Raw genomic sequence first — 20,333 nt, 5'->3', positions numbered from 1 at the left:
CGTCAATACTCCCATGGAGACGTGAGGTTGAGCCCTGTCGTCTCGAAGTCGGAGATATTGCGAGTGGCCAAACGGCCACCGTTTACACGGGCAATGGCCGCGATCATGCCGTCAGTTGCCGACATTGCCCTGCCCTGCCCGCCGTCCACGCCCATGATTTCCCCATGGGCCAATGAGGCTTCCTCTGTCAGGCCGAAGATTCGATCCGCGAAGCTTTGCCGACTCTCCGCTCAATCCCACCGCATCGCGCTGGTGAAATCGATGAAGGCGCGCAGTGGCGCAGGCAGGTAGCGGCGGCCAGGATAGTAGAGAAACGGGCCCGAGAAGCGCTCCCACCAGGGCTCCAGCACCGGCTCCAGGACACCACTGTCGAAATAGGGCCGCAGCCAGTCCTCGAAGAGGCTGATGATCCCGCAACCAGCAACCGCCGCTTCAACCGCGAGGTCGGTGGCGGTGCCGGTGCTGACGATGAGCGGGCCTGTCGGCTCCACTTTCACCACCTCGCCGTCGCGTGCGAACTCCCAGGCACTCATGGCACGGCTTTTGAACCGGCTAAGCAGGCAGGCGTGATCGAGCAGGTCGCGCGGATGATCGGGACGGCCGCGCCGGTCGAGATAGGCCGGCGACGCGGCGGTGGCGAAACGCTGGTGGCGAGGGCCGATCGGAATGGCGATCATGTCCTGCTCCAGCCGCTCGTCATAGCGGATGCCCGCATCGCAGCCGGCTTCCAGGACATCGACGAAACTGTCTTCGGCAATGATCTCCAGGCGGATATCTGGATAGGCGGCCAGGAAAGGCGGCACGAGGCGAGGCAGGACGAGCCGCGCCGCGCTGACCGGCACGTTGAGCCGCAATGTGCCCGCCGGTCGGTCGCGAAAGCCGTTGACGACATCGAGCGCCGCCTCGACCTCGCCCAGGGCGGGTCCCAGCCGGTCGAGCAGGCGCGCGCCTGCCTCGGTCGGCGCGACGCTGCGCGTGGTGCGATTGAGCAGCCGCACGCCAAGCCTTGCCTCCAGCCGGCTCACCGCTTCGCTGAGGCTGGAGGCGCTGCCGCCGCCGGCCCGCGCCGCATCGCGAAAGCCACCGGCATTCGCGACCGCAACGAAAGCGGTGAGATCACCAAGCTCCGCCATTGTTCGCTCTCCCGAACGGCTTGTTTCGATTAAATCATATTATCGTACAGGGCGAACCGACATACATGCAAGGTCGATCCAAGAGGAGACCGACATGACCGACATCAGCACTGCAGGAACATTCAAACTCGGCAACCGCACCGTGAAACGCCTGGGCTACGGCGCCATGCAGCTCGCCGGTCCCGGCGTCTTCGGGCCACCGAAGGACCGCGATGCCGCCGTCGCGGTGTTGCGCGAGGCCGTGGCCAGCGGTGTCGATCACATCGACACCAGCGACTTCTATGGCCCGCACATCACCAACCAGATCATCCGCGAGGCCTTGCACCCTTACCCTGACGATCTCGTCATCGTCACCAAGATCAGCGCGCGGCGCGGTACGGATGGGTCCTGGATCCCGGCCATGTCGCCCAAGGAACTGACGCAGGCCGTGCACGATAATCTGCGCAACCTCGGCCTTGAAAGGCTCGAAGTGGTCAATCTTCGCAGCATGCTTGGCATACACGGGCCCGTCGAAGGGTCGCTCGAACCGCAACTCACGGTCCTGGCCGACCTCCAGCGCCAAGGCCTGGTGCGCCATATCGGGCTGAGCAATGTCACGTCCAAACAGATCGCCGAAGGCCGCCGCATCTGCGAGATCGTCTGCGTGCAGAACATGTACAATCTGGCGCACCGCGAAGACGATGCATTGGTCGATGAACTGGCGGCGGCGGGCGTCGCCTATGTGCCATTCTTCCCGCTCGGCGGTTTCACCCCACTCCAGTCGACCACATTGTCCGATGTGGCCGGCAGGCTAGGCGCGACGCCGATGCAGGTGGCGCTAGCCTGGCTGCTGCAGCGGGCACCCAACATCCTGTTGATCCCCGGCACATCGTCGGTCGGCCACCTGCGCGAAAATCTCGCGGCGGCCGATCTGAAGCTTTCAGCGGACACGGTCGCTACGCTCGACCGGATCGCGGCTGAATCCGTGGCCGCCTGATATAGCGGCTCGCAGGGGCAATCAGGGGAGCTTGAGGCCGACCGGGCTTGGCCCCTGCAGCATCGGCATGTCAGCCCTTGCCGACCCGCCCGTCCGCCGCATGTAGCCGCGCGGCGACGTCCCCAGCATCCGCTTGAACATGGTGATGAAGGCCGGCACGCTGTCATAACCGAGATCGAGGGCCACCCTTGTGATCGGCTCTCCATCGGCCAGCCTCGGCAGGGCCGCGAAAAGGCAGGCCTGCTGGCGCCATGTCGACAGTGACAGGCCGGTCTGGCGATGGAAGGCGCGGGTGAACGATCGCCGGCTCATGCCGGCCGCATCCGCCCATTCATCGATCGTGGCATGCGGCGAAGGGGCCGCGACGAACCGCCGGCACAGCGCCGCGAGTTTCGGATCCGACGGAAAAGGCAGGCCGAGCGGCCGTTCCGGCAGATTGGGGATCTCATGCAGCAACAGGCTCATGATCAGCCCGCCGCGCCCCTCCAGTTCTCCACCCTGGGGCAGCTTTTCCGACTCCACGATCAGACTGTGCATCAGGTCGGTGACGCCGACCACGCGCAAGCTGTCCGGCAGCCCGGCGATCGCCTGCGGCATGACATAGACCGAGCGCATCGAGACATCGCCAAGCATTTCGACCGCATGTTCGGTTCCGGCGGGGATCCACATGGCGTGATCGGGCGGCACCATCCAGCGCCCATGCCGTGTCGTCACCAGCACGACGCCGACCAGCGCATGCAGCAGCTGGCTGCGGCTATGGCGGTGCTGCGGTACGTGGTAGCCGTCCGGATACTCCGTCGGCAGCGCCACCGCCGGCCCGGCGACCTGCTCCAGCCACTCCCAGCGGCTCTCATGCAACTGCCGGCGCTCGACTGTGCCTGCGTGGGATATTTCCCGTCCATGCGGCATCGGATATGGCCCACTTGCGAAACTATTGGACCAAACCACGAAAGAAGTAGCTTGGCAACCATCCTATAAGGCGGCGTGCGGGAGAGCCCGCGGTTTGCCCGCGGGCGTGCCCGCCAAAAAGACCCCCGGCGGGTTCGCCCGCCAAAATGACCACGGAGTCCGTCTTGTCCGATACAACAGCCACCGGCGTCGCACCCGCCAGCATCAGCCACACGTCAGCCCAGGCGACGGCCTTCACCGTCATCCTGGCGGTGAGCTTTTGTCACGGCATCAACGACATCATGCAGTCGCTGCTATCGGCCATCTATCCGCTGCTCAAGGAAAACTACGGTCTCGATTTCTGGCAAATCGGTCTGCTGACCTTCACCTTCCAGGTGACGGCGTCGCTGCTGCAGCCGGTGATCGGCATGATCACCGACAAGCGGCCGATGCCTTACTCCCTGCCCTACGGCATGGCGGCCTCGCTGGTCGGCCTGGTCGTGCTGGCTTATGCCGGCCACTACTGGCTGCTTCTGATTGGCGCCTCGCTGATCGGCATCGGTTCGGCGATCTTCCATCCGGAATCCTCGCGCATCGCCCGTTTCGCCTCCGGCGGCCGTTTCGGCCTTGCCCAGTCGCTGTTCCAGGTCGGCGGCAATTTCGGCCAGTCCATGGGTCCTCTGCTGGCGGCCTTCATCGTCGTGCCCTTCGGCCAGACCAGCATTTCATGGTTCGCCGTCGGCTCGCTGATCGGCATCGTCGTGCTGTGGCAGGTGGGTGGCTGGTACAGCCGCATGCGCGCCGCGCAGGCCAATCGCAAGACAGCCAGCTTCGTCTCGCCCTTCCCGCGCCGCAAGGTGATGTGGGCCCTGGCGGTACTGACCCTGCTGGTGCTGACCAAGAACGCCTACATCGCATCGCTCTCCAGCTACTACACATTCTACGCCATTCATAAGTTCGGCGTGTCGGTGCAGATGAGCCAGGTCATGCTGTTCCTGTTCCTCGGCGCCTCGGCGCTCGGCATCCTGCTCGGCGGCCCGTTCGGCGACCGTTATGGACAGAAGGCGATGATCTGGTTCTCGATCGTTGGCGTGCTGCCCTTCACGCTGGCGCTGCCCTACGCCAACCTCGAATGGACGATGGTGCTGACGGTGCTGATCGGCCTGATCCTGTCGTCGGCCTTCTCCAACATCGTCGTCTTCGCGCAAGAGCTGGTGCCGGGCCGCGTCGGCATGATCGCCGGCATCTTCTTCGGCTTCGCCTTCGGCATGGGCGGCATCGCCGCCGCCGTGCTTGGTATCGTCGCCGACGTGAAGGGCATCGATTTCGTCTACCAGATCTGCTCGTACCTGCCGCTGCTCGGCCTGCTGACGGTGTTCCTGCCGAACATGCGGGAAGCAAGGAAGCTCGAAGCCGTGACCCGCTAGGGCGCATTGCTTGCGACATGAAAAAGCACCCGCCGGCTGCCGGCGGGTGCTTTTTTCGTTCCTGAAACCTTACGCCTTGAAGAAGGCAAGCAGGTCGGCGTTGATGATGTCGGCGTGGGTTGTCGCCATGCCATGCGGAAAGCCCTTGTAGACCTTGAGCTCGCCCTTCTTGAGCAGCTTGATTGTCAGCAGGGCCGAATCGGAGATCGGGACGATCTGGTCGTCATCGCCATGCATGACCAGCACCGGCACGTCGATCGCCTTGAGATCCTCGGTGAAGTCGGTTTCCGAAAACGCCTTGATGCAATCATAATGCGCCTTGGTCCCGCCCATCATGCCCTGGCGCCACCAATTGTCGATCACGCCCTGCGAGACCTCCGCGCCCGGACGATTGAATCCGTAGAACGGACCAGCCGGAACGTCGCGAAAGAACTGGGCGCGGTTGGCCGCCTGGGCGGCGCGGAAGCCGTCGAACACCTCGATGGGCAGGCCGCCGGGATTGGCTGGTGTCTTGAGCATGATCGGCGGCACGGCGCCAATCAGAACCGCCTTGGCGACACGGCCGCCGGCGCCATACCGGGCGACATAGCGCGCCACTTCGCCACCGCCGGTCGAATGGCCGACATGGATGGCATTCTTGAGATCGAGATGTTCGGCAAGAGCCGCGACATCAGCAGCGTAGGTGTCCATTTCATTGCCGATGTCGGTCTGGGTCGAACGGCCGTGGCCTCGCCGGTCATGTGCAATGACACGGTAGCCCTGCGCCAGGAAGAACAGCATCTGGGCATCCCAGTCGTCGCTGCTCAGCGGCCAGCCATGATGGAAGACGATCGGCTGGCCGGTTCCCCAATCCTTGTAGAAGATCTGCGTTCCATCCTTGGTGGTCAGTGTGCCGCTGCCCGAGCCGGCCTTGGATTGCGAAGCTTGGTTCATGTCGGTATCCCTTCTTTTGATACTACGATAATTGATATCGCGATATTCATATCGATAAGGCAGCCGGACGCATATGTCCACAGAAATATGTATCGCGATATCATTTATTGCGGTATGAAGCCGTCTAACCTCAAGAAGGAATACCCTGTGCCCCTGCCGCTGGACAATCAGATCTGCTTCACGCTCTACGCCACGAGCATGGCGATCAACCGCACCTACAAGCCGATGCTGGACGAGATGGGGATCACCTATCCGCAATATCTGGTGCTCAACGCGCTGGGAGAAACGGACGGCATGTCGGTCGGCACCATCGCCCGCCGGCTGGCCCTGGAATCGAGCACGGTCACGCCGCTGGTCAAGCGGCTGGAACAGGCGGGGCTGGCGACCCGCCAGCGCAGCCATGCCGACGAGCGGCAGGTCCAGGTCGACCTGACCGACGCCGGCCGTGCGCTTCTGGTGCAGTGCAATTGCCTGAACGAGACCCTGATCGAGCGCTCGGGCATGACGCTTGCCGAGCTGGATGCCTTGAACCGCCAGGTCCAGGCGCTGCGTGATGCGCTGGGTGGCGACCGGTAGCCATCCTGGCGTTCGCCTTGGCACTGTCCTGCCCAACGGCTTGCACCTCCGGCAACCTTCCGCTATAGAGCCGCCACCCGCGTAGACACCCTTGGAGGCAACGCGGCGGAAGGCTGCCTTCCCCTGATATCCCGAACAAAGGTCCGCTCTCGCGGCTGCCGGCATTCGGACATCCAGGACTGGCGGCTTTCGACGTTTACGGCCAAGCACATCGCCGCCGTGGGCGCTCCAGAACAAACCGAAAGGAAATGCCATGAGCCACGACACTTACGAGCTCAAGGCCGAAGCACGCGAACAGGTCGGTAAGGGGTCCGCCCGTGCAGTTCGCCGCAACGGTAAAGTGCCTGCAGTAATCTATGGTGACAAGCAGCCTCCCCTGGCTATATCGCTCACCTACAAGGACATCTTCTACAAGATCCATGGCGGCGGGTTCCTGACCACGATCGCCACGATCGATGTCGACGGCAAGAAGATCCAGGTCCTGCCGAAGGACTTCCAGCTCGACCCGGTCAAGGATTTCCCGCTTCACGTGGATTTCCTGCGCATTGGCAAGGACACCGAAGTCAATGTCGACGTGCCCGTGCACTTCATCAATGAAGACAAGTCGCCCGGCCTCAAGCGCGGCGGCGTGCTCAACATCGTGCGTCACGAAGTCGAGTTCCACTGCCCGGCCAATGCGATCCCGGAATTCATCACCGTCGATCTCACCGGGGCCGACATCGGCGATTCCATCCACATCTCGGCGGTCAAGCTGCCGGCCGGCGTCAAGCCGGTGATCTCCGACCGCGACTTCACCATCGCGACCGTTGCCGGCTCGTCGGCAATGAAGCCGGAGACGGAAGAGACGGCTGAGGCCGCGGCTCCCGAAGCGGTTCCGGCCGCCGAAGAGAAGTAAGACCTTTCCACCCGGAGAAGACGATGCTGCTGTTTGCAGGTCTCGGCAATCCGGGCGCGAAATACGCCAACAACCGGCACAATGTCGGCTTCATGGCGGCGGACGCAATCGCCCGCCGCCATTCCTTTTCGCCCTGGTCGAAGAAGTTCCAGGGCCTGATCTGCGAAGGTACGCTCGGCGGCGAGAAGGTCGTCCTGATCAAGCCGCAGACCTTCATGAACCTGTCCGGACAGTCGGTCGGCGAAGCGCTGCGCTTCTACAAGCTCGAATCCTCGGCCCTCACCGTCTTCTACGACGAGATCGACCTCGCCGAGGGCAAGGTCCGCATCAAGACCGGCGGTGGCGCCGGCGGCCATAACGGCATCCGCTCCATCGATGGCCATATCGGCAACACCTATCGCCGCGTGCGCATCGGCGTCGGCCACCCCGGCGTCAAGGAAATGGTCCAGCACCATGTGCTCGGCGACTTCTCGAAATATGACCGCGAATGGCTGGAGCCGCTGCTCGACGCCATCGGCGACAATGCCGGCATGATCGCCAAGGGCGACGAATCCGGCTTCATGAACAAGCTCAGCCTCGCTGTTCGGGGCAACGCCGAGCCCGAGCCTGAAAAGCCGGCGCGGAAACAGGCTCCCAAGCAGCAGAGCCATGTTCGGCAGGCGCGCCCGCAGCAGGCGCCTGCCAAATTGCCGGAAACCGGCCCGATGGCCGCCATGCTGAAGAAGCTGTTCGGCAAGGACTGAGTGACGGACCATGAGCGCCACGGGGCTTGACGATCATCTACCCTATCCCCCATAGCCCTGATCAAATTTCGATTTCCCGATAGGACCGGACACAATGGGTTTCAAATGCGGCATCGTTGGCTTGCCCAACGTCGGCAAGTCGACGCTTTTCAACGCGTTGACCAGGACGGCGGCGGCGCAGGCCGCCAACTATCCGTTCTGCACCATCGAACCGAACACCGGCGAGGTGGCGGTGCCCGATCCGCGCCTGCAGAAGATCGCCGCGATCGCCAAGTCGAAGGAGATCATCCCGACCCGCATCTCCTTCGTCGACATTGCCGGCCTGGTGCGCGGCGCCTCCAAGGGCGAAGGCCTGGGCAACCAGTTCCTCGCCAACATCCGCGAGGTCGACGCCATCGTGCATGTGCTGCGCTGCTTCGAGGACGATGACATCACCCATGTCGAGGGCCGTATCGATCCCGTCGCCGACGCCGAGACGGTCGAGACGGAGCTGATGCTCGCCGACCTCGACAGTCTCGAGCGCCGCATCGTGCAGATCCGCAAGCGCGCCGGCAGCAAGGACAAGGAAGCGACCACCGTGCTGCCGATGATGGAGGCCGCGCTTGAGTTGCTGCAGGCCGGCAAGCCGACCCGCGTCCTGCTCAAGGGTATTGCGGCCGAGGACCTGCGCATCCTGCAGGGCCTGAACCTGTTGACCTCGCATCCCGTTCTCTATGTCTGCAACGTCGCCGAGGCCGATGCCGCGACCGGCAACGAGCACACGAGGGCCGTGGAAAAGATGGCCGCCGCGCAGGGCGCCGGCACCGTGGTCATCTCGGCCGCGATCGAGGCCGAAGTCGCCCAGCTTTCGGACGAGGAGGAGATGGAATTCCTGTCCTCGCTCGGCCTCGACGAGCCTGGCCTGAACAAGGTCATCCGTGCCGGCTACGACCTCTTGCATCTCATCACCTATTTCACCGCCGGGCCGAAGGAAACGCGCGCCTGGACCATCCACAGGGGCGACAAGGCCCCGCAGGCCGCCGGCGTCATCCACACCGATTTCGAACGCGGCTTCATCCGCGCCCAGACCATCGCCTACAACGACTTCGTCACGCTGGGCGGCGAAGTGGCCGCCAAGGAAGCCGGCAAGGCGCGCGACGAAGGCAAGGAGTACGTCGTCCAGGACGGCGACGTCATGCTCTTCAAGTTCAATACGTGATTGGGCGCGCCATGGCGGCGTGGTGCATCGGCGGGATCGGTCTTGGTTAGTTTCCGGGGTTGGCGGCGCCAACGCCCGTGATGGTGCAATTCACCCGATGGCCTGCTACCAGTGGCTTTCACCCAACCACCATCCGGCCGCCCACCCAGACACTCACGATGTTGGCCCTCCCCGCGTTGAGCACGATCTTCTGGAAGACATCTTCAATCGTATCGTCGGCGTTGATGTGAATGTTCGACGCCTTGGCCCTCGTATCGATCAGCAGCGCGTCGAACTCGTGGCCGACGCGGAAACTGCCCGTCGGCAGGTCGAGAGCTTCCGCGCCGCCGGCGGTGGCCAGCCAGAACGCTTCCTGATGCGTGATGGGTTCGCCCGGCGCGCCGCGCTCTGAAGCCGGCAGGGCGGCGTGAACGCCGCTCTGCAGCATCCTGGACGCCGACAGCGCATGCCGGCAGCCGTCGAACAGCGACGGGCTGTAGCCGCCGGAAATGTCCGTTCCCAGCCCGACATGCATATGCCGGTCCAGTGCCGCGCGCAGCGGAAACGCGGCATTTGCGAAATAGATATTGGACAGCGGGCAATGGGCAATGCCCGCGCCCTTCTCCTTGATCAGGTCCATGTCCTGCCCGTCGATGAAGTTCGAATGCGCCAGGATCGTATGGCGGGTGAGCAGGCCGAAACCCTCGAGGCTTGCCGCGTCGGTGCTGCCGAACCGATCTTCCACGAATGCCTTCGCCCAGTCGCTCTCGGAGCAATGCGTCTGCACGTGGCAGCCGAATTCGGTCGCAAGTTCACCCAGCCCGTGCAGCGCGGCGTCCGTGCAGCTCGGGATGAAGCGTGGCGTGATCACCGGCTGGACGAGCGGCCGCGTGCTGCTGTCCAGCGCCTTGACCGCCTCGATGAAGAGCCTGGTGTCCGCTACCGCGCTGGCCGCATCGGCATCGCGGTAGAAGGGCGGGCACTGTTCGGGATCATCCATCGCCACCTTGCCGACAAGCGCGCGCTGGCCCTTTTCAAGACAGATCTCCGCCAGCGCCAGGCTGGCTTCGACATGGACCGTGGCGAAATAGAGCGCCGTGGTGGTTCCATTGGCCAGCAAATTGTCGACCAGATCGGCATAGACCTCGCGCGCATAGTCCAGGTCGGCGAAGCGCGCCTCTAGCGGAAACGTGTATTTGCGCAGCCAGACCTCGAGCGGCACATCCAGCGCCTTGCCCATCTGCGGCCACTGCGGCGCATGGATGTGCAGGTCGACGAGGCCCGGCAGCAGGAACTGGCCATCGCCAAGCAGCACGAGCGTGCCCGCCCGCCGGGCGTCGCTTTCGCGCGCCGCATAGTCGGGATGGCCGGGCGCCAGCACTTCGGCGATACGCCCCTGCTCGTCGACGCTGAAAAGATGGTCCTCCAGCACCTCCAGCCGGCCGCGTTCCGGTGTGTGGAAGGCGGTGCCGATCAGGGTGAAGGGTTCTTTCATCATGCTTGGTTGCTCCCGGCTAAGGCGCTGCGTGGCCTACTAAAAAGCAGTTGGCAAAACCGTGTGGCCACTGTCCTTCGAGCCCGACTGATCACATGGTCGAGCGGAAATTTCCAGAGGGGGACACCATGGAACGCGTTGCACCAGAAATCACACTGATCGCCCGGCCAGACGATCCCTTGCCTTTGGGCAAGGCCGCACTGCTCGGTCTCCAGCACGTGCTGGCGATGGACGTCTATATCGTGCCGTTCATCATCGCTTCGGTGCTCGCCTTCAGCGTCGGCGATGCCGGCGCCTTCATCCAGTCGGCCTTCGTCGCCGCGGGCATCGCGACGCTGATACAGTCGCAGCTTCTGATGCGGCTGCCCGTCGTCCAGGGACCATCCTTCGTGCCGATCGGCGCGGTGCTGGCCATCGCGTTCGGCGCCGGCGGCGGTATCGCCGGCCTCTCCGCCGTGGTCGGCGCGCTCATCCCGGGCGCCATACTGGTCATGCTGCTGGGGTCGCCGACGAAGATCTTCCACCGCCTCGTCAACCGCTTTGTCCCGCCCATCGTCGGCGGCGCGATCATCATCGTCGTCGGCGTCGCCCTGATGCCGGTGGCGCTCAAGGAAAGCGTGTTCGCCATCCACGGCCCCGCGACCGTCGGCGGCAACATCGTCCTCGCCTTCATCGCCGCCGCGGTGCTTGTCGGCTGCATGCTGGCCGGCATGGCGCTCGGCGCCAAGGGCAACTGGCTGCGCCTGCTCTCGGTCATCATCGCGCTCGCGGCCGGCAGCGTGGCCGCCGCCTTCATGGGCCAGCTTGACATGTCGGGCGTTTCAGCGGCGACCTGGTTTTCCATGCCGCGCATCGCCTTCTTCAATATCGACGTGACGTTCTCGCTGTCGGCGACACTGACGATGCTGATCGTCTATATCGTCGTCCTGGCCGAAACCACCGGCACGTGGTTCGCGGTCGGCGCCGTCATCGACAGGCCGCTGACGAATGACCAACTCGACAAGGGTGCCACGGGCGAAGGTCTCGGCTGCCTGATCAGCGCCCTGCTTTGCAGCACGCCGGTCACCGGCTACTCGTCGAATGCCGGCATCATCGCCATCACCGGCATCGCCAGCCGGGCCGCCTTTGGCGCGGCCGGCATCTTCCTGGTGCTGTTCGGGCTGATCGGCAAGCTCTCGGCTGTCATCGCCTCTATACCGGGGCCGGTCATCGGCGGCGTCTTCGGCGTGCTTTGCGTCGTCATCGCCATGAACGGTTTTCGCGTCGTGCGCGGCACGCCGCTCAACGAGAGGAACATGCTGGTCATCGGCCTGCCCATCCTCATGGCGCTGTTCGCCACGCTGGCGCCGCCGGATTTCGTCAAAACCCTTCCCGATCTGGTGCAATATATACTCGGCTCATCGATCGCATTCGGCGCCGTCTGGGCCATCGTGCTGCACCAGACCCTGCCCAGCGCCCGATAGACGCAACGAAGGACGGCCGGCGCCGTCGGTGCCCGTCTCGGCCTTCCACGATGCCGGACAGCCCTCGCCGCTTTTCTTCCTCGTCTTGATTTTGTCATGTCGGGGGTCTAAGCGGCGGACGTACGGACGGCGCGCGCTTCATGTCCGCGCCATCCGACACGACGCGTCCGTTTGAACGCACCCTTTAAATCCGGCGGGGAGATCTGGCGATGATCAAGGCATTCGTCGTGGAAAACGATCGCCTACGGGCCGTCGACGATCTCGGGCAGAACGGCGATGCCATCGTCTGGGCCGATCTGCTCAACCCCACGAGGGACGAGGAAGCCGCTATCGAGAACTGGCTCGGCGTTGCCATCCCGACCCGCGAGGAGATGGAGGAGATCGAGATTTCGAGCCGCCTCTATGTCGAGGACGGCGCCTATTTCATGACCGCCACGCTGCCGGCCCAGACCGAGGTCGACGATCCGCTGATGTCTCCCGTCACCTTCGTGCTCGCCGGTACAAGGCTGATCACCGTGCGCTATCACGAACCCAGGGCGTTCAAGACCTTTCCGCAGCGCGCCGAAAAGGTGGTGATGGGCTGCACCAGCGGCGACACCATCCTGATCGGGCTGCTGGAGGCGATCGTCGACCGTCTCGCCGACATACTGGAACGCGCCGGCCGCGACATCGAGACCATCTCGCGCGATATCTTCCAGGCCACCTCGACCAAGGTTTCCAAGCGCAACCGCGATTTCCAGGAACTGCTGAAGGGCATCGGCCGCAAGGAAGACATCGCGTCCTCGGTGCGCGACAGCCTGATCTCGCTGCAGCGCCTCGCCGGCTTCTTCGCCCATGCCTCCACCCGCATGAAGATGAGCAAGGACACCAAGGCGCGCATCAAGACGCTGTCGCGCGATGTGCTTTCGCTCGCCGACCACGCCACCTTCCTGTCGCAGAAGATCTCCTTCCTGCTCGACGCGACGCTCGGCATGATCTCGATCGAGCAGAACGCCATCATCAAGATCTTCTCGGTCGCCGCCGTCATCTTCCTGCCGCCGACGCTGGTGGCTTCGATCTACGGCATGAATTTCGACATCATCCCCGAACTCAAATGGAACTTCGGCTACCCCTTCGCCATCGCCATGATGGTGCTGTCGGCGATCCTGCCCTACTGGTATTTTCGCCGCCGCGGCTGGCTCTGAACCCTTGCATCAGCGCCGGCCTCGACAGTCTGGCGTACCAGAAAATACTTGACCTGACCGCGTCCGGCCTTCATCCGGGGAACGCCGAGCCGTAGCACCCGTATGTTCTTCAACCGGATTTGAGATATGACCGGAAAGACTTCTGTTCCCGGAAAGACCTGGACCTATGATGATTTCGTCGAGGGCTCTTCGCTCGACCTCGGCACGAAGCTGGTGAGCGCGCAAGAGATCATCGAATTCGCCGGGGAGTTCGACCCGCAGCCGATGCATCTCGACGAGGAGGCCGGCAAGGCTTCCATCCTCGGCGGCCTGGCCGCCTCTGGCTGGCACACCTGCGCCATGTTCATGCGCATGTGGTGCGATGCGTTCCTGCTGGACTCGACCTCGCAGGGCTCGCCCGGCATCGACCATGTCAAATGGAAGAAGCCGGTTCTGGCAGGCGACACGCTCACCGGCCACAGCACCATCGTCGCCAAGCGCCTGTCGAAATCGAGGCCGCGGCTTGGCCTGGTCACCATGCGGGCGGAACTTTTCAACCAGCGCGGCGAAAGCGTCTTCGAGCTCGAAAACACCGGCATGTTCCTCACGCGCGAGGCCTTGGCATGACCCTCGACGAGTTCTTCCGCATCGGCACCACCGTCACGCTCGGCTCGCACAGGTTCGAGCCGGAAGAGATCAAGGCCTTCGCCCGCAAATACGACCCGCAGGTCTTCCACGTCGACGAAGAGGCGGCCAAGGCCAGCGTGCTCGGCGGCCTCTGCGCCTCCGGCTGGCACACCGCCGCCACCTGGATGAAATACAACCTCCAGGCACGCATGGACGCCGAAGGCTGGACCGGTCCCGGCCCCGCACCGGAATTCGGCCCCTCGCCCGGCTTCAAGAACCTGAAATGGCTGAAGCCGGTTTATGCGGGCGAAACAGTGACCTTCACCCGCACCGCCCTGTCCCACCGTCCCATCGCCTCACGCCCCGGTTGGCGGCTGCTGGCGCTGCGTTCGGAGGCCTTCGATTCGACCGGCGACAAGGTGCTGGAGTTTGAGAGCGCCGTGCTGGTGAAGGTGGAGTAGTTCCTTCTCCCCGTTTACGGGGAGAAGGTGCCAAGGGGCGGATGAGGGGCGGCGCCAGCGTTGGCATCTTTAAGTCGGCCGCCGCGCTGCTCCTCACCCTGCTGCGCTCGCGCTGCTCGCTCCGCTTCCCTCTGCCCGTAAACTGGGCGAGGGAGGACGCTCAATGCCCCTCGAACCCGATCAGCGTCCTCACCGGCACGCCGAGCGCTTCAAGCTTGGCGCGCCCGCCGAGGTCCGGCAGGTCGATGACAAAACAGGCGGCGAGGATATCGGCGCCGATCTGGCGCAGCAGCTTGACCGCCGCTTCCGCCGTGCCGCCGGTGGCGATGAGGTCATCGACCAGGATCACCTTCTCGCCGGGCGCGACACCGTCCTTGTGCATCTCCATCTCGTCCAGCCCGTATTCCAGGCTGTAGGCGACGCGCACCGTCTCGAAGGGAAGTTTGCCCTTCTTGCGGATCGGCACGAAGCCGGCCGAGAGCTGGTGGGCGACGGCGCCGCCAAGGATGAAGCCGCGCGCCTCGATGCCGGCGATCTTGTCGATCTTCTGGCCGGCATAAGGATGGACCAGCTCGTCGATGGCGCGGCGGAAGGCGCGCGCATTGCCAAGCAGCGTGGTGATGTCGCGAAACAGGATGCCGGGCTTGGGATAGTCCGGAATGGTGCGGATCGCGGCGAGCAGCTCGTCTTCGAGCGAAGGTTTCATGACACGGCTCTCCGGATGATCCAGCTTCGGCTGACAGGTATGAAGGAGCGCCGGGGCCAATTTTGACACGACGCCACCGACAACGGCTAGCGCGATGTGGCGCCCAAGACAAGCGTGTCCGGCAAAGGATTGGCCTCGCTTGCCTTGTCCCACGCCTGGGCGGCGATCTTCCACTGCCCCTCGCTTTTCACCAGCAGCATCATTTCAACGGAGCGGCTGGTCTCGCCTCCATTCTCGGTCATCTCGGCGCCGGCGGCCGCGATCGCGATGTTGCCGAAGACATGGATATCGACGCCAAGGACCGTCTCGTCGAATGTCCTGAGCGATGTCTGCGAAAGCTTGCGCATCCGCTCGACAAAGTCGCCAACCGTGATCGGCTTGGCCGGGCGGGCGGCGGCAAACAGGCTGGCGCCAGCCAGGAAATCCCCGGCAAAATTCTCCCAGCCGGGAGCACGTCCCTCGCCCCAGCTCAGGCTTGCGAACTGGCGGGCAATGACCGCCCTGATCGCGTCCTCGTCTCTCTTGCTTTCGCTGTCCGGCATGGCCCCCTCCCCGGCAAGACTACCTGAAACGGAGATTTTCGCGCGACAATTGTCCGATCGTGGTGCAGCCCATCAGCTTCATGCCGCGCTCGATCTCGACGCGCATCTGTTCCAGCGCCCGTTCGACGCCCGGCTGGCCCGCGGCCGCCAGCGGGAACAGATAGTAGCGGCCGACGCCGACGGCCTTGGCGCCGAGCGACAGCGCCTTCAGCACATGCGTGCCGCGTTGCACGCCGCCATCCATGATCACGTCGATCCGGTCGCCGACCGCATCGACAATCTCCGCAAGCTGGTCGAATGCCGCCCGCGAGCCGTCCAGCTGCCGGCCGCCATGATTGGACAGCACAATGCCGCTACAGCCGATCTCCACCGCGCGCTTGGCATCCTCCACCGACATGATGCCCTTGAGGCAGAACGGCCCCGGCCACTGCCTGACCATGTCGGCAACGTCATCCCAGGTCATCGACGGGTCGAGCATCTCGGTGAAATAGCGGCTGATCGACATCGTGCCGCCGCCCATGTCGACATGTTCGTCCAGTTGCGGCAGCTTGAACCCCTCATGGGTGAAATAGTTGATCGCCCAGGCCGGCTTCAGCGCGAATTGCAGCATGCCGGCAAGGTTGAGCTTGAAGGGAATGGCAAAGCCGGTGCGCTTGTCGCGCTCGCGGTTGCCCCCGGTGATGCTGTCGACGGTCAGCATCATCACTTCAACGCCGACGTCCCTGGCCCGCTGCATCATGGCCCGGTTGAGGCCGCGATCCCTATGGAAATAGAACTGGTAGACCTGCGGGCTGCTGCTGATCTTGCGCGCCTCCTCGAGGCTGACGGTGCCAAGCGAGGACACGCCGAACATCGTTCCGTACTTGGCCGAGGCCCTGGCAACAGCGCGCTCGCCCTGGTGGTGGAACAGGCGTTGCAGGGCAGTGGGCGAGCAGTAGAAGGGCATCGCAAGCTTCTGGCCCATGACCGTGACCGACATGTCGACTTCGCCCACGCCACGCAGCACGTTGGGAACCAGGTCGCAACTCTCGAAACTTTCGGTGTTGCGGCGATAGGTGACCTCGTCGTCGGCCGCGCCGTCGATGTAGTTGAAGATCGGTCCCGGCAGCCGACGCTGCGCCATGCGGCGGAAATCGGAAAAGTTATGACAGTCGCTAAGCCGCATCATCGAATTCCAAACACATGGGCTGAGGTCATTCGCCGCCCTTCATGCCTCGAATATCAACCCGGTGTCCCGCTGCCAACGGGCTAGTTGCCGGCTGTCCGTCGGACCTGGCGGCGACAATGAAAAAGGGGCGCCCGAAGCGCCCCTCTGGTGGAGATCGTCGGCGAGGACTCACATGCCGAGGTCGGAGCGAAGCTCGGCCTTGGCAACGTCGTACTCGGCCTTGAAGTCGTCCCGGTTGAGCAGAACAGCGGCAATGACACTGCCGGAAATCTTGCCCATCTCGACATCGGACGGATAGTGGATGCCGCCGACGACGCGGTTGTGGGCATACAGCGCGGCGCGCGCCATGATCTCCGCGCGCTTTTCCGGAACCATGTCGGCGAGGATGATGCCCATCATGGTGCCGACGGTCGCGTGGCCGGACGGCCAGGAACCGGAATTGGACAACTTGACGGCGGGCTTCACCAGATCGCTGAGCTGATGCGGGCGCGGACGTTTCCACACGTCCTTGGCCGGATCGACGACGGCGCCCTCGGTTGCCACCACGCGATCGAAGAAGGCCGAGAATTTCGGCAGCGATTGCTTGTTGAATTTCGGCCCCATGACATCGGCGAAGCGCCAGACATTCTCCTCGGCATCGGCGACGGCACTGGCCACCATCTCCGGCGTGCGCGTCACCTGCAGCGTCAGCACTTGGCCGATCTCGGCCCTGGTCTGCGCGGAATCATTGGCCGGTGGTGGCGGCAGGATCATCGTCAGGTCGATGTCCTTGCTGGTGACGAAGGGCTGGGCGTCGTCTGCCCGGGCAGCGGAGCCGATGACCAGCAGCAGGAGACCAACCGCCAGCGATGCATATTTCTTCATGGGCGCAATCCTTGTTGGGAATGGCGCAGGATCGCCAGATGGGGTGACGCCCATGTGACGCGACCGCCTCCTGGAACGCAAAAAGGGCGCCACGCGGCGCCCTTTTTGTAATCCCTTGGCAGTGCGCGGTTAATGCGCCACGCCGTCCCACACCTTGCGCTTGGTGAGGTAGACCAGCGCACCAAACAACAGAAGGAAAAACAGCACGCGAATGCCGGTCTTCTTGCGGTCTTCCATGTGCGGCTCCGCCGCCCATGTCAGGAACGCGGCCACGTCACGGGCATACTGGTCGACCGTCTGCGGTGAGCCGTCATCATAGGTCACCTGGTCATCCGAAAGCGGCTTCGGCATCTTCAGCGACACGCCCGACATGAAGTACGGGTTGTAATGCGTGCCCTCGGGAATGACCATGCCGGCAGGCGGCGTCTGGTCGTAGCCGGTCAGCAGCGAGTGGATATAATCCGGGCCGCCCGCGTCATACTGGGTGAAGATATCGAAGACGAATTGCGGAAAGCCGCGTTCCACGCCGCGTGCCTTGGCCAGCAGCGACATGTCGGGCGGAGCAGCGCCGCCATTGGCGGCAGCAGCGGCCTCCTCATTGGCGAAAGGCGCCGGGAAATGGTCGGAAGGCTTGCCGGGACGATCGAACATGTCGCCGGCATCATTGGGGCCGTCATGGATCGTGTAGCTCGCCGCCAGCGACTTGACCTGGGCATCCGAGTAGCCGAGGTCCGTCAGGGTCCGGAACGCCACCAGGTTCATCGAGTGGCAGGCCGAGCAGACTTCCTTGTAGACCTTCAGGCCGCGCTGAAGCTGGCCCTTGTCATACTTGCCGATTGGCCCCGTGAAGCTCCAGCTCATCTCCTTCGGCTCATTGATCGGGAAATGCGTCGGCGCCGCCGCATTGTGTGCTTCTTCGGCGGCGATGGCCGCTGCCCCGGTGCCAGCGGCGATCAGGCCGATCAGCGCCAGCGAGGTGAGAATCTTCTTCATGCCAAATCCCCTTAGATTCCCTACCCGGTCAGCCCTTGGTTTCCGGAGCCGCCGTAGCGCCCGCCGGATGCCCGCTGCCGCCCTTGTTCTTTTCAAGCACCGCCTCGGTGATCGAATTCGGCAACCGCCGCGGCGTCTCGATCAGGCCGAGCACCGGAAGCACGATCAGGAAGAAGGCGAAGTAGAACAGCGTTGCCATCTGCGCCATGAACACATAGCTGCCCTCGGCGGGCTGCGAGCCCAGCCAGCCAAGCAGGACGGCATCGGCGACGAACAGCCAGAAGAACAGCTTGTACCAGGGCCGGTAGACGGCCGAACGCACCTTGGACGTGTCGAGCCACGGCACCAGGAACAGCATGACGATGGCGCCGAACATGCACAGCACGCCGCCGAGCTTGGAGTTGATCGGCCCGACATTGAAGGTGATCGCGCGCAGGATCGCGTAGAACGGCAGGAAGTACCATTCCGGCACGATATGGGCGGGCGTCTTCAGCGGATTGGCTACGATGTAGTTGTCCGGATGGCCGAGATAGTTCGGCAGGAAGAAGACGAAATAGGCGAAGAAGAACAGGAACACGATCATGCCGAACGCGTCCTTGATGGTCGCGTAGGGCGTGAAGGCGACGGTGTCCGTCTTCGACTTGACCTCGATGCCGGTCGGGTTCGACTGGCCGACCACATGCAGTGCCCAGACGTGCAGCACGACGACGCCGGCGATCATGAACGGCAGCAGATAGTGCAGGGCGAAGAAGCGGTTCAGCGTCGGGTTGTCGACGGCGAAGCCGCCCAGCAACAGCTGCTGGATCCAGTTGCCCACCAGCGGAATGGCCGAGAAGAAGCCGGTGATGACGGTGGCGCCCCAGAAGCTCATCTGCCCCCACGGCAGCACGTAGCCCATGAAGCCGGTCGCCATCATCAGCAGGTAGATGATGCAGCCGAGAATCCAGAGCAGCTCGCGCGGCGCCTTGTAGGAGCCGTAGTAAAGACCACGGAAGATGTGGATGTAGACGGCGACGAAGAAGAACGACGCGCCGTTCGCATGCATGTAGCGCAGCAGCCAGCCCGAATTCACGTCGCGCATGATCTTCTCGACCGAGCCGAAGGCGAGATTGGTGTCCGCGGTATAGTGCATGGCCAGCACGATGCCGGTCAGGATCTGCGCCACGAGCATGATCGACAGGATGCCGCCGAAGGTCCACGCATAGTTCAGGTTACGCGGCACCGGATAGGAGACAAAGGAATCGTGGATCAGCCGCGGCAGCGGCATGCGGGCGTCGAACCAGCGTTCGATACCGGTCTTGGGCGTGTAGGTCGAGTGTCCCTCGCTCATGGAAATATCCCCCTGCCTCAACCGATAAGGATCTTGGTATCGGAAATGAACTTGAATACCGGAATCGCCATGTTCTCGGGCGCCGGACCTTTGCGGATGCGGCCCGCGGTATCGTATTGCGAACCATGGCACGGGCAGAACCAGCCGCCGAAGTCGCCTTCCTGGCCGAGCGGAATGCAGCCCAGATGGGTGCAGACCTGAACCATCACCATCCAGGCTTCCTTGCCGGGCGTGGTACGGTTGGCGTCGGTCGCCGGCGCATCGGACGGCAGGTTGGCGTTGCGGGCGATCGGGTCTTTCAGATCGGTGAGGCTGACAGCCTCGCCGTCCTTCATTTCCTTGTCGGTGCGGTTGCGCACCACGACCGGCTTGCCGCGCCATTTGACGATCAGCGACATGCCCGGCGTCAGCGAGCCGACATCGACTTCAACCGAAGCGAGCGCCAGCGTCGAGGCATCGGGGCGCATCTGGTCGATGAACGGCCAAGCGACCGCACCAGCGCCGACCACCGCGGCCATGCCGGTGGCGACGTAGAGAAAATCTCGACGGTTGGGATCGTGGGTTTCGGTTGCGCTCACGGGTGCCTGATCCTTTCGCCTCTTCCGCGCCGGTGGCCGAGCCTTGTTCCCCGCTCATTCACGCCAACCCGACAGCGCATGGCGAACAGGCTAGCGAATTCCTCCGGCATTTGGACTTCGGTTTATGCGTGAAGCCCGTTTTTGTCCAGACGGGTGAAGGCACATGGGCAGATTGTCGCGGGGACAAAATACCCT

At 63.7% G+C, this 20,333-nt stretch carries 21 protein-coding genes and 1 pseudogene; 10 read left to right on the top strand and 12 right to left on the bottom strand.

Features of this window, described 5'->3' with window-relative positions; translation table 11 throughout:
- Positions 1 to 2: 2 nt before the first annotated feature.
- Both ACO07C_RS24050 and ACO07C_RS24045 read right to left on the bottom strand, forming a co-directional pair.
- Positions 3 to 221: pseudogene (locus ACO07C_RS24050) on the bottom strand (type II toxin-antitoxin system VapC family toxin); the annotation flags it as partial.
- Positions 222 to 230: 9 nt separating this feature from the next.
- Complete coding sequence (locus ACO07C_RS24045) at positions 231 to 1,133, bottom strand: LysR family transcriptional regulator (RefSeq protein ID WP_421916661.1); 903 nt, start codon at positions 1,131 to 1,133, stop codon at positions 231 to 233.
- A 94-nt stretch (positions 1,134 to 1,227) separates the two neighbouring features.
- On the opposite strand from ACO07C_RS24045, the gene ACO07C_RS24040 reads away from it, so the two are divergent.
- Complete coding sequence (locus tag ACO07C_RS24040; protein WP_421916660.1) at positions 1,228 to 2,109, top strand: aldo/keto reductase family oxidoreductase; 882 nt, start codon at positions 1,228 to 1,230, stop codon at positions 2,107 to 2,109.
- Positions 2,110 to 2,130: 21 nt separating this feature from the next.
- Here ACO07C_RS24040 and ACO07C_RS24035 read toward each other — a convergent pair whose 3' ends face one another.
- Complete coding sequence (locus ACO07C_RS24035; protein WP_421916659.1) at positions 2,131 to 3,018, bottom strand: AraC family transcriptional regulator; 888 nt, start codon at positions 3,016 to 3,018, stop codon at positions 2,131 to 2,133.
- Positions 3,019 to 3,182: 164 nt separating this feature from the next.
- On the opposite strand from ACO07C_RS24035, the gene ACO07C_RS24030 reads away from it, so the two are divergent.
- Positions 3,183 to 4,424 carry an MFS transporter gene (locus ACO07C_RS24030; RefSeq protein WP_421916658.1) on the top strand — a complete coding sequence of 414 codons (1,242 nt, stop codon included), beginning with the start codon at positions 3,183 to 3,185 and terminating at the stop codon, positions 4,422 to 4,424.
- Between the two features lie 69 nt (positions 4,425 to 4,493).
- On the opposite strand, the gene ACO07C_RS24025 is transcribed toward ACO07C_RS24030, so the two are convergent.
- A complete protein-coding gene (locus ACO07C_RS24025; RefSeq protein WP_421916657.1) occupies positions 4,494 to 5,357 on the bottom strand; it encodes an alpha/beta fold hydrolase in 864 nt (287 codons plus the stop codon).
- Positions 5,358 to 5,504: 147 nt separating this feature from the next.
- On the opposite strand from ACO07C_RS24025, the gene ACO07C_RS24020 reads away from it, so the two are divergent.
- From ACO07C_RS24020 to ychF, 4 genes are all read left to right on the top strand, one after another.
- On the top strand, positions 5,505 to 5,933 hold the full coding sequence (locus tag ACO07C_RS24020) for a MarR family winged helix-turn-helix transcriptional regulator (RefSeq protein ID WP_421916656.1): 429 nt from the start codon (positions 5,505 to 5,507) through the stop codon (positions 5,931 to 5,933).
- Positions 5,934 to 6,186: 253 nt separating this feature from the next.
- Positions 6,187 to 6,828 carry a 50S ribosomal protein L25/general stress protein Ctc gene (locus ACO07C_RS24015; RefSeq protein WP_421916655.1) on the top strand — a complete coding sequence of 214 codons (642 nt, stop codon included), beginning with the start codon at positions 6,187 to 6,189 and terminating at the stop codon, positions 6,826 to 6,828.
- A gap of 23 nt (positions 6,829 to 6,851) precedes the next feature.
- The gene (gene pth, locus ACO07C_RS24010) at positions 6,852 to 7,571 is read left to right on the top strand and encodes an aminoacyl-tRNA hydrolase (RefSeq protein WP_421916654.1); all 720 of its coding nucleotides are present in this window, start codon (positions 6,852 to 6,854) and stop codon (positions 7,569 to 7,571) included.
- A 94-nt stretch (positions 7,572 to 7,665) separates the two neighbouring features.
- Entirely contained in the window at positions 7,666 to 8,769 is a 1,104-nt protein-coding gene (gene ychF, locus ACO07C_RS24005; RefSeq protein WP_421916653.1) for a redox-regulated ATPase YchF, read from the top strand.
- 118 nt (positions 8,770 to 8,887) lie between these two features.
- On the opposite strand, the gene guaD is transcribed toward ychF, so the two are convergent.
- Positions 8,888 to 10,246 (bottom strand): guanine deaminase, encoded by a 1,359-nt coding sequence (guaD, locus tag ACO07C_RS24000; protein WP_421916652.1) that lies wholly within the window; start codon positions 10,244 to 10,246, stop codon positions 8,888 to 8,890.
- 125 nt (positions 10,247 to 10,371) lie between these two features.
- Between guaD and ACO07C_RS23995 the strand changes: the two genes are divergently transcribed.
- The 4 genes from ACO07C_RS23995 (at position 10,372) to ACO07C_RS23980 (ending at position 13,957) form a co-directional block, all read left to right on the top strand.
- Positions 10,372 to 11,706: a uracil-xanthine permease family protein gene (locus tag ACO07C_RS23995; protein WP_421916651.1), complete on the top strand. Its 1,335-nt coding sequence runs from the start codon at positions 10,372 to 10,374 to the stop codon at positions 11,704 to 11,706.
- 209 nt (positions 11,707 to 11,915) lie between these two features.
- Entirely contained in the window at positions 11,916 to 12,890 is a 975-nt protein-coding gene (gene corA, locus ACO07C_RS23990; protein ID WP_421916650.1) for a magnesium/cobalt transporter CorA, read from the top strand.
- Between the two features lie 126 nt (positions 12,891 to 13,016).
- Positions 13,017 to 13,496 (top strand): MaoC family dehydratase, encoded by a 480-nt coding sequence (locus ACO07C_RS23985; RefSeq protein ID WP_421916649.1) that lies wholly within the window; start codon positions 13,017 to 13,019, stop codon positions 13,494 to 13,496.
- Entirely contained in the window at positions 13,493 to 13,957 is a 465-nt protein-coding gene (locus ACO07C_RS23980) for a MaoC family dehydratase (protein WP_421916648.1), read from the top strand. The genes ACO07C_RS23985 and ACO07C_RS23980 overlap by 4 nt, the downstream gene beginning before the upstream one ends.
- Before the next feature lie 160 nt (positions 13,958 to 14,117).
- Here the strand turns inward: ACO07C_RS23980 and ACO07C_RS23975 are convergent, their stop codons facing one another.
- From ACO07C_RS23975 to petA, 7 genes are all read right to left on the bottom strand, one after another.
- Positions 14,118 to 14,663 (bottom strand): adenine phosphoribosyltransferase, encoded by a 546-nt coding sequence (locus ACO07C_RS23975; protein ID WP_227345623.1) that lies wholly within the window; start codon positions 14,661 to 14,663, stop codon positions 14,118 to 14,120.
- An 86-nt stretch (positions 14,664 to 14,749) separates the two neighbouring features.
- Positions 14,750 to 15,205: a hypothetical protein gene (locus ACO07C_RS23970; RefSeq protein ID WP_421916647.1), complete on the bottom strand. Its 456-nt coding sequence runs from the start codon at positions 15,203 to 15,205 to the stop codon at positions 14,750 to 14,752.
- A gap of 19 nt (positions 15,206 to 15,224) precedes the next feature.
- Positions 15,225 to 16,370 carry an alpha-hydroxy acid oxidase gene (locus ACO07C_RS23965; protein ID WP_421916646.1) on the bottom strand — a complete coding sequence of 382 codons (1,146 nt, stop codon included), beginning with the start codon at positions 16,368 to 16,370 and terminating at the stop codon, positions 15,225 to 15,227.
- A 171-nt stretch (positions 16,371 to 16,541) separates the two neighbouring features.
- On the bottom strand, positions 16,542 to 17,237 hold the full coding sequence (locus ACO07C_RS23960) for an acid phosphatase (RefSeq protein WP_421916645.1): 696 nt from the start codon (positions 17,235 to 17,237) through the stop codon (positions 16,542 to 16,544).
- 129 nt (positions 17,238 to 17,366) lie between these two features.
- Positions 17,367 to 18,230 (bottom strand): cytochrome c1, encoded by an 864-nt coding sequence (locus ACO07C_RS23955; protein ID WP_421916644.1) that lies wholly within the window; start codon positions 18,228 to 18,230, stop codon positions 17,367 to 17,369.
- A gap of 28 nt (positions 18,231 to 18,258) precedes the next feature.
- Positions 18,259 to 19,560, bottom strand: a complete 1,302-nt coding sequence (locus ACO07C_RS23950) for a cytochrome b (RefSeq protein ID WP_421916643.1) — start codon at positions 19,558 to 19,560, stop codon at positions 18,259 to 18,261.
- Between the two features lie 17 nt (positions 19,561 to 19,577).
- On the bottom strand, positions 19,578 to 20,138 hold the full coding sequence (gene petA / locus ACO07C_RS23945) for a ubiquinol-cytochrome c reductase iron-sulfur subunit (RefSeq protein ID WP_421916642.1): 561 nt from the start codon (positions 20,136 to 20,138) through the stop codon (positions 19,578 to 19,580).
- Between the last annotated feature and the right edge of the window lie 195 nt (positions 20,139 to 20,333).

Origin of the sequence: Mesorhizobium sp. (assembly GCF_965229135.1) — a bacterium.
Lineage (GTDB): Bacteria > Pseudomonadota > Alphaproteobacteria > Rhizobiales > Rhizobiaceae > Mesorhizobium.
This window is presented reverse-complemented; position numbering and strand designations above follow the sequence as displayed.